This window comes from Magnetovibrio sp. PR-2 (assembly GCF_036689815.1).
GTDB lineage: Bacteria > Pseudomonadota > Alphaproteobacteria > Rhodospirillales > Magnetovibrionaceae > Magnetovibrio.
Window position 1 is genome coordinate 1 of the sequence record NZ_JBAHUR010000028.1, and the last position, 7,321, is coordinate 7,321.

The window sequence follows — 7,321 nt, forward strand, 5'->3', positions numbered from 1 at the left end:
GAATCCATGGGCGACGGCTCAGCCGTGTTTCTCAGAAACTTTAATCAGATAAACCCATAGGCTCCTGCCTTGCGCAGGAGCAATAACGATTGAGCCGGTCTTTAACCCAAGCCCGCAAAGCGTTTCTTGTTGATGAATTCCATCATGGCGCCGTCGAGGACTTCTGTGTCGGAGATCATCTTTTTCAGGTTCTTGCCCGAATTGCCCTTGGCCATCATCACCTGGACTTGTTTGACCATCTTTTGGATGACCGCAGTGCCTTGGGGCGTTTTCATGTCTTCTTCGACAAAGCTGCGGCCCAGGCGGTCCCACAGGCCTTCCAACATGCTGACGCGCAGATCAAACGGCAGCGGGCCCATGGCGCTCATGACTTCGTGGGTGAGGTGCGGCAAGAAGCCTCTCATCTTGTTGATCTCATTGGTGGTCCAATGGCCGGCTTCCATCACCAAGTCCGGATTGGCCGTCAACAGCATGGTGAACTGGGTGCCCATGTTCTTTTTCACCTGGGCGATGCGCGTGACGTAAGTCTTGCCTTTTTTCTTCTCGCCTTGCTTGGGCTTCGCTTCCTTCATGGACCACGTGCCGAACGCGCGCACGACGTCGGGGTCTTCGATGGACAGAATTTCCGGCCCCAGCGCTTTGATCTTGGCACTGTGGTCCAGGCCTTCGGCGACCGCCGTCATAAACGTTGGGTCCCACTTGAGGATTTCGGAAAAGTTCTTGCCCAAGGACAAACGCAACGCACGCACAAACCCCACCGGCTTTTGCGCCAAAAGTGTATCCAAAAACGGCTTGTCCTGAACCAACAGCAGTTCCAAGTTCCCGCCTAAGCCTTTTTTCAATTCCTTGATGGCGAGTGCGTCAAACTGCGCCAGCTGACGCACACCACGCAGCTCGCGGGCGTCTTTCAGTTTCATTTTGCCCAAATGGTCCAACACGGCCTTGTCTTGGCTGGACTGGACATTGCGCAAAATGATCTCCATGGCGCGTTCAAGGTAATGGTCGTTGGCCTCAATAACAGAGAATCCGCAACTGCCCACGGGGCCTTCGGTGATCAAATGTCCCGGATTCCCGTCCACGTCGAGGCAGCGAAACTCGATCAATCCCTCTTGCAGGGCGAGCTCAAACAAGCGCAGGCCGATCTCGATGGCGCGATCGTCTTCTTCGAGTTCGGCTAAGGTGCGACCAACCAGGCGTGCTGTGGTTTTGGGGTTTTTGTGCAGATAGAGTTCTTCCAATCTTTGCAGCAAGGGCAAGATATGATTGGAGATGGTCCGTTTCAGGCGCAAGCGTTTTAACAACCCGACCTTTGACCACATCCCGGCCGGGAGCTCCCACGGCTTCACGCCGTCGCGCGGCGTCACCACCACACGCATAGACCCAATGGCGCCCATGTCTCCTCCTTAGAGAATAGGTCCAACGTTAAAATATCTCAGAGCTTCTATGGCTTGGGGTCTGGCAACCCTCTTCCCTCAACGCCCGAACAGTAACATTCTGTTCACATAGCGTCCACAGGAAGAAATAATCTGACGAACTAAGGTCTAACTTTTGCGCTTCTTCACCAATCCCGCGATCACACCGCGCATGGTGCGGACCTCTTGTTCGGTCATGCGAGCGCGTTGGAACATGTTGCGGAGGTTTCTGATCATGCCGGGCTTTTTCGCTTCGACGCCCAAAAATCCGCAGTCCGTCAATTCGTGTTCCAAGTGTTCGAACATCCCCACCAACTCTTCTTTGGTGGCACGGCGCGTGTCCAGGCGGATTTCGAAAGTTTCTGCCGGGCGGTCTGTGGCTTGGGCGGTTTGGAACCACTCATAACCCATCAGCAAAACCGCCTGGGCCAAGTTCAAGGACGTGAAGCCTGGATTGAGCGGCACCATCAAGATGCTGTCGGCCAAGGCGATGTCGTCGTTGTGCAGGCCGACGGACTCTTTGCCAAACAGCACGCCGGTCTTCACCCCTGCATGGCGGTGTTCCAACATTTCGTGAGACGCGGCGCGCGGGGTCAGCACGTCTTTGGACATATCGCGGGCGCGCGCCGTGGTGGCAAAGACATGGCCCAAGTCCGCGATGGCGTCTTCGGTGGTCTCAAACACGCGGGCATTATCCAAAACGATGTCGGCACCCGAAGCCGTCTTCCAGGCGACATCGTTGGGCCAACCGTCGCGCGGTGCCACCAAGCGCAAATCCAACAGCGCCGAGTTCAACATGGCACGGGCCACCATGCCGATGTTTTCGCCCAATTGAGGCTTGACCAAAATGACCGCAGGACCGCCTTCGGCTGCGGCTTCGGCGGCAGCGGTTTTGGCCGGGCGGCGGTGTTTGGTCGAGGTCGGAGAATGCGCCATCACTTATGCCGCTTTGATCCCGTCGCGAAACAGCTTGTAGACGATGGAATCGCGCAATGCGTTGTAGGACGCGTCGATGATGTTGCCCGACACACCCACGGTGGACCAGCGGCGACCCTGATCATCCATGCTTTCAATGACCACGCGGGTGACGGCAGCAGTGGCTTCACCCGGTGTGAGGATGCGCACTTTATAGTCGACCAGGCGCAAGTCCTTGAGGCTGGGGTACAACGGCAACAAAACTTTACGCATGGCAGCGTCCAGCGCGTTCACAGGACCGTTGCCTTCGGCCACGGCCATTTGTTGGTCTTCTTCTTTTCTGTCGGGATGCAGTTCCAGCTTCACCGTTGCTTCGGACTGGGTCACCAGATCGTTCATGACATTCCAGCGCCGCTCGTCAATCACGCGAAAGCTAGCGCAGCGGAAATATTCCGGCACTTCGCCCAAGGCGCGGCGCGCCATCAGCTCAAAGCTGGCATCCGCACCGTCGTAGGAATAGCCCTGCTTTTCTTTCTTTTTAACCTTGTCCAACAGCTTGCCGACGCGAGGGTCTTTGTCTTCGATTTCAATCCCGATTTCGCGAAAGCGCGCTAAGATGTTGGACCGCCCGGCTTGGTCGGACACCAAAATTTTACGCATATTGCCGACGCTTTCGGGCGGCACGTGCTCATAACACTTCGGATCTTTTTCCACTGCTGAAACATGCAAGCCGCCCTTATGCGCAAAGGCGCTTTCGCCCACATAGGGGCGGTGGCGGTCGGGTGCCCTGTTGAGGCGCTCATCCAATGCGTGGGAGACATGGCTCAAGCGTTTGAGACCGTCTGCGGAGATGCCCGTCTCAAAACCCATTTTCAGCATTAACGACGGAATGACGCTGACCAAGCTTGCATTGCCGCAGCGTTCACCTAAGCCATTAATGGTGCCTTGGACCATGCGCGCACCGGCACGCACCGCCGCGAGTGAGTTTGCCACCGCATTGCCCGTGTCGTCGTGGCAATGAATGCCAACCTTTTCACCGGGAATGGATTTGCAGACCTCAGTCACGATCTCATCAATTTCAAACGGCAAGGTGCCACCGTTGGTGTCGCACAGCACCACCCAACGCGCGCCACCGTCCACGGCGGCTTTGAGGCACTGCATGGCGAACTCTGCATTGGCTTTGTAGCCATCGAAAAAATGTTCGGCGTCGAACATGACTTCGTCTAGCCGTGTTCCAGCGTGCTTCACGCTTTCTTCGATCATGGCGATGTTTTCTTGACGCTCAATCCCCAACGCGACGTCGACTTGATAGTCCCAAGCTTTGCCCACCATACACACCACGCGCGCATCGGTGGCCAGCAATGCGTTTAAGCCGGGGTCGTTGTCCGCACTGCGCCCGGCGCGCCGCGTCATCCCAAACGTGGTGATGCGCGACGTCTGCAGGGTCGGCAGGTTTTCAAAAAACGCGTCGTCCGTCGGGTTCGCGCCGGGCCAACCGCCTTCGATATAATCCACACCCAAAGCGTCGAGATCGCGCGCAATGGCGTCCTTATCCTTCGGGCCGAAATCAACGCCGGAGGTCTGTGCGCCATCGCGCAGTGTGGTGTCATAAATGTAAACGCGATTGGCGCTCATGGTCGGGGTGGTCCTAGCGGTCTTGGTGGTTATTCATCGTTTAAGCCCTGCAGAATGCCCAATTTCGCACGTGCACACAAGGGTTTCCAACGTTTTCCAAGATGATTACGAAACCTGCAAGCTGGGGTTGGCGGGACCGTATTGAATGTATATTCTGGAAACGCAATGATTCGCCCCACCATTCTTATCGTTGAGCGCCCAGTTGGGGAAACGGCGCACCATTTTAAGGCTATGAAGAACCCATGAGTGGAGACTTCGATTTCGAGCATGACTATCAATATCCTGAGTACCGCGAACGGTGTACGGGCACGAACGTCAATGAACAAACCCTGCTCGCGACGGATTACCTGAACCACTTCAATGAGTTGGTTATGACCTTGGAAATGCTGGGCGACATGCCGGAGCTTTTGGAAGAGGCCAAGATGTGGGCCCCCAAAGACTACAAGGACCACTTCCGCGACAGCACCATTGCGGATAAAGAGCTTGCCGTTGAAGCCTACGACCATGCACCGCCCAAGTTCAAAGAGCCCTTCGAACAAAACATCGAAAAGATCAATCACCTGATTTTGACGTCGGTGGACCGTTTGGAAAAAGATATCATGATGGGCGATATGGAGCTGGTGCGCATCAACGCCAGCGCGCTGTCCAAAGTCATTCAGCGCATCATGGACATGTGTTCGGCCAACATTCACGGGTCCGAAACCACCATGGACCAAGAAGAAATCGACAACATCATCGGTTCCGAACCAGAGCCCGCCGAAGAGTCTGGCGGTAACGCACAGGCGGACATCGACGCTCTGTTCGACTAATCACTCTGAATTTTTCGAAGAGTTTATGCTGAGGGCTTGCGCACCTGGTCAACTGGGAACGGCGTGACGTTTCCGCCGGCTAAGCGGACGAATTCTTCATAAGACACGGGGCGGCTGAACAAATAGCCCTGACCGACGTCACTGCCCAAGGCATGCAAGAACGCGCTTTGACGTTCAGTCTCGATCCCTTCGGCAATAATTTTCAGCCCAAGGTTCTGCGCCATATTGACGATGGCTTTGGCCATGGTCACCGCGTCAGGATTATCCGGAAGGCCTGTCACGAAGGACCGGTCGACCTTCAGGCTATCAAGCGGGAATTTTGTCAAATAGCTGAGCGAAGAATAGCCCGTGCCAAAATCATCGATGCTGAGCGACACGCCCAGGGCTTTGAGTTCGCGCAACACCTGAACGGTCTGTTCGGCATTTTCCACCAACATGCTTTCCGTGAGTTCCAAATCGAGATTGGTGCACGGCAGGCCGGTTGAACCCAGAATTTCTTGAACCCGTTCGGCCAGCGTCCCTTGGCGGAACTGGCGTACTGACAAGTTCACGGCAACGCTTACATCTTCAAGGCCGACATCCATCCATTGTTTGGCTTCGGTGCAGGCTTTTTCCAAAATCCAATCGCCAATGGGCACAATTAGGCCGGTCTCTTCACTGACCGGGACAAATTCCACCGGAGAAACCGGGCCGAGATCCGGATTGGTCCAACGGGCCAAAGCCTCCGCACCGATGATGCGTCCGGTCGAAAGGTCGACCTTCGGCTGGTAGGCCAGATGGAATTCGTCATTCTCCAGAGCATGGCGCAAACCGTGTTCAATAGCCATACGCCGTAGCGCGTTCGCACTCAGGGTCGAGGAATAGAATTGGAAGTTATTACGCCCCTGTTTTTTCGCATGATGGGACGCGGTGTAGACATTCTTCAACAGCTCATCAACGTTGTCGCAACTATCAGGATAAACAATGACACCGATGGAGCCGGAGCTATAGAGCTCTTGCCCGTCAACATGGAACGGCTGGCTCAAAGCTTTGAGCATGCGTGTGGCGACGGCTTCGACTTCTTCGTCTTCGTTCACGGATTCCAAAATCACTGTGAACTCATCCCCAGACAAACGTGCGATGGTGTCGCGGTTGCGCACGCATGATTCCAAACGCTTGCCCGCCAATTGCAGAACAACATCGCCTGCGGCGTGACCCATGGCGTTGTTGATGTGTTTGAAGTTATCCATGTCGATAAACAAGACCGCAAGCTTCGAACCCGTCTCATCGGAATTCTGCGCGCTTTCCAACAAACGTTCGTTAAACAGATAGCGGTTGGGCAAGTGCGTCAACGGATCGCGCGTGGCCAAGAACTTCAATTTGTCTTCGTTCTTTTTGCGCTCCGTAATGTCGCGGACCACGGCGATGTAGTGCATGCGGTGACGCAATTTGAAATCAGACATACTGATTTCCAACGGGAAGCTGGTCCCGTTTTTGCGCAGCCCTGTGACTTCACGCCCGGACGTGCTTTCCAAAATGTCGTGTTCTAAGTTTTTGATCGCGGCCGCGCTGTCGGATTGGCGGCGACCGCGTGAGCTGGGGACCAATTCGGCCATGTTCGCGCCGACCATGGCATCGGCGTCATAGCCGAAGATATTTTCGGCCGCCGGGTTAGCCGTTTCGATCACACCCATTTCGTTAATGGTGATCAGACCGTCCACCGTGGTCTCCATGATGGTGCGCAAAAACTCTTCACGCTCGATCACCTCGCGGTAGTGGCGGTTTTTCTCCGTCACGTCGCGGGCCACGATCATCACCTGGGTGGGATGGCCGTCTTCTTCTTCATAGACCGAAGCCGCAACATCCACGTCCACTTCACGCCCGTCTTCGGCCATCATTTTCATGGACGTGCGGCGCTTGGTTTCCAGCAGGGCGGCAAACTCGTCGTCCACAATGGCGGTGTAGTCGGGGTGGATAAAGTTGCGAATGGAATGCAGTGTCGCGGTATCCATTTCCACGCTCAAAATCGCGCAGCCTGCGGGATTGAGAACCTGGAGCGCCCCATCAATGGAGCAAATGGCAATCAAATCCGGAGCCAAATCAATCAGGCTCGCGTGGTGTTCGTCGCTTTCGGTGATGTTTTCGTAGCGCTGATCTTCCAACAATTCGTTAAGCAGATCGAGAATGCTTTGACCGGACTTGCGGATATCTTCGGCGTAATCACGGTATTGCGGGTGCGACATGGGGCCAAGCATCTCGGCGCTCATCATGTCGGCAAAACCAATAATGTTGTTTAGAGGCGTTCGCATTTCATGCGAAAGGGTGCGCAAAACCCCGCGTGCTTCGGCGTGTGAAGCACCGTCCTGGGCCACAGACGGGTGACTGGAGGTGTTTTCTGTTTTATCGCCCATACGGGTCAAGCACCTAGTCTTTAATCTATCTTATTCAGTTCATAGCACTTTTTGCGCATGAACTCCAAACAAACAGGGTGTTCTGCCCGGCGTTTTAGACACATGTCAGTATCCCACACTCAGCAGCCCTCTCACAACCACATTCGGCCCCATCTCATGG

5 protein-coding genes are annotated in these 7,321 nt (G+C 55.2%); 1 reads left to right on the forward strand and 4 read right to left on the reverse strand.

Going from position 1 to position 7,321, the window contains the following annotated elements:
- Window positions 1–101: 101 nt before the first annotated feature.
- The 3 genes from V5T82_RS17980 to cimA all read right to left on the reverse strand — a co-directional run bounded on the left by V5T82_RS17980 (window position 102) and on the right by cimA (window position 3,962).
- On the reverse strand, window positions 102–1,394 hold the full coding sequence (locus V5T82_RS17980; protein WP_332897058.1) for a hypothetical protein: 1,293 nt from the start codon (window positions 1,392–1,394) through the stop codon (window positions 102–104).
- 147 nt (window positions 1,395–1,541) lie between these two features.
- Complete coding sequence (locus V5T82_RS17985; RefSeq protein WP_332897059.1) at window positions 1,542–2,348, reverse strand: RNA methyltransferase; 807 nt, start codon at window positions 2,346–2,348, stop codon at window positions 1,542–1,544.
- A 3-nt stretch (window positions 2,349–2,351) separates the two neighbouring features.
- The gene (gene cimA / locus V5T82_RS17990) at window positions 2,352–3,962 is read right to left on the reverse strand and encodes a citramalate synthase (RefSeq protein WP_332897060.1); all 1,611 of its coding nucleotides are present in this window, start codon (window positions 3,960–3,962) and stop codon (window positions 2,352–2,354) included.
- A 242-nt stretch (window positions 3,963–4,204) separates the two neighbouring features.
- On the opposite strand from cimA, the gene V5T82_RS17995 reads away from it, so the two are divergent.
- Window positions 4,205–4,771 (forward strand): hypothetical protein, encoded by a 567-nt coding sequence (locus V5T82_RS17995; protein ID WP_332897061.1) that lies wholly within the window; start codon window positions 4,205–4,207, stop codon window positions 4,769–4,771.
- A 23-nt stretch (window positions 4,772–4,794) separates the two neighbouring features.
- Here the strand turns inward: V5T82_RS17995 and V5T82_RS18000 are convergent, their stop codons facing one another.
- Window positions 4,795–7,161 carry an EAL domain-containing protein gene (locus V5T82_RS18000; RefSeq protein ID WP_332897062.1) on the reverse strand — a complete coding sequence of 789 codons (2,367 nt, stop codon included), beginning with the start codon at window positions 7,159–7,161 and terminating at the stop codon, window positions 4,795–4,797.
- Window positions 7,162–7,321: the final 160 nt, after the last annotated feature.

Coding starts and splice junctions, on each gene's coding strand:
- cimA (WP_332897060.1), bottom strand. CDS start 3,962: ATGAGCGCCAATCGCGTTTACATTTATGACACCACACTGCGCGATGGC.
- V5T82_RS18000 (WP_332897062.1), bottom strand. CDS start 7,161: ATGGGCGATAAAACAGAAAACACCTCCAGTCACCCGTCTGTGGCCCAG.
- V5T82_RS17980 (WP_332897058.1), bottom strand. CDS start 1,394: ATGGGCGCCATTGGGTCTATGCGTGTGGTGGTGACGCCGCGCGACGGC.
- V5T82_RS17985 (WP_332897059.1), bottom strand. CDS start 2,348: ATGGCGCATTCTCCGACCTCGACCAAACACCGCCGCCCGGCCAAAACC.
- V5T82_RS17995 (WP_332897061.1), top strand. CDS start 4,205: ATGAGTGGAGACTTCGATTTCGAGCATGACTATCAATATCCTGAGTAC.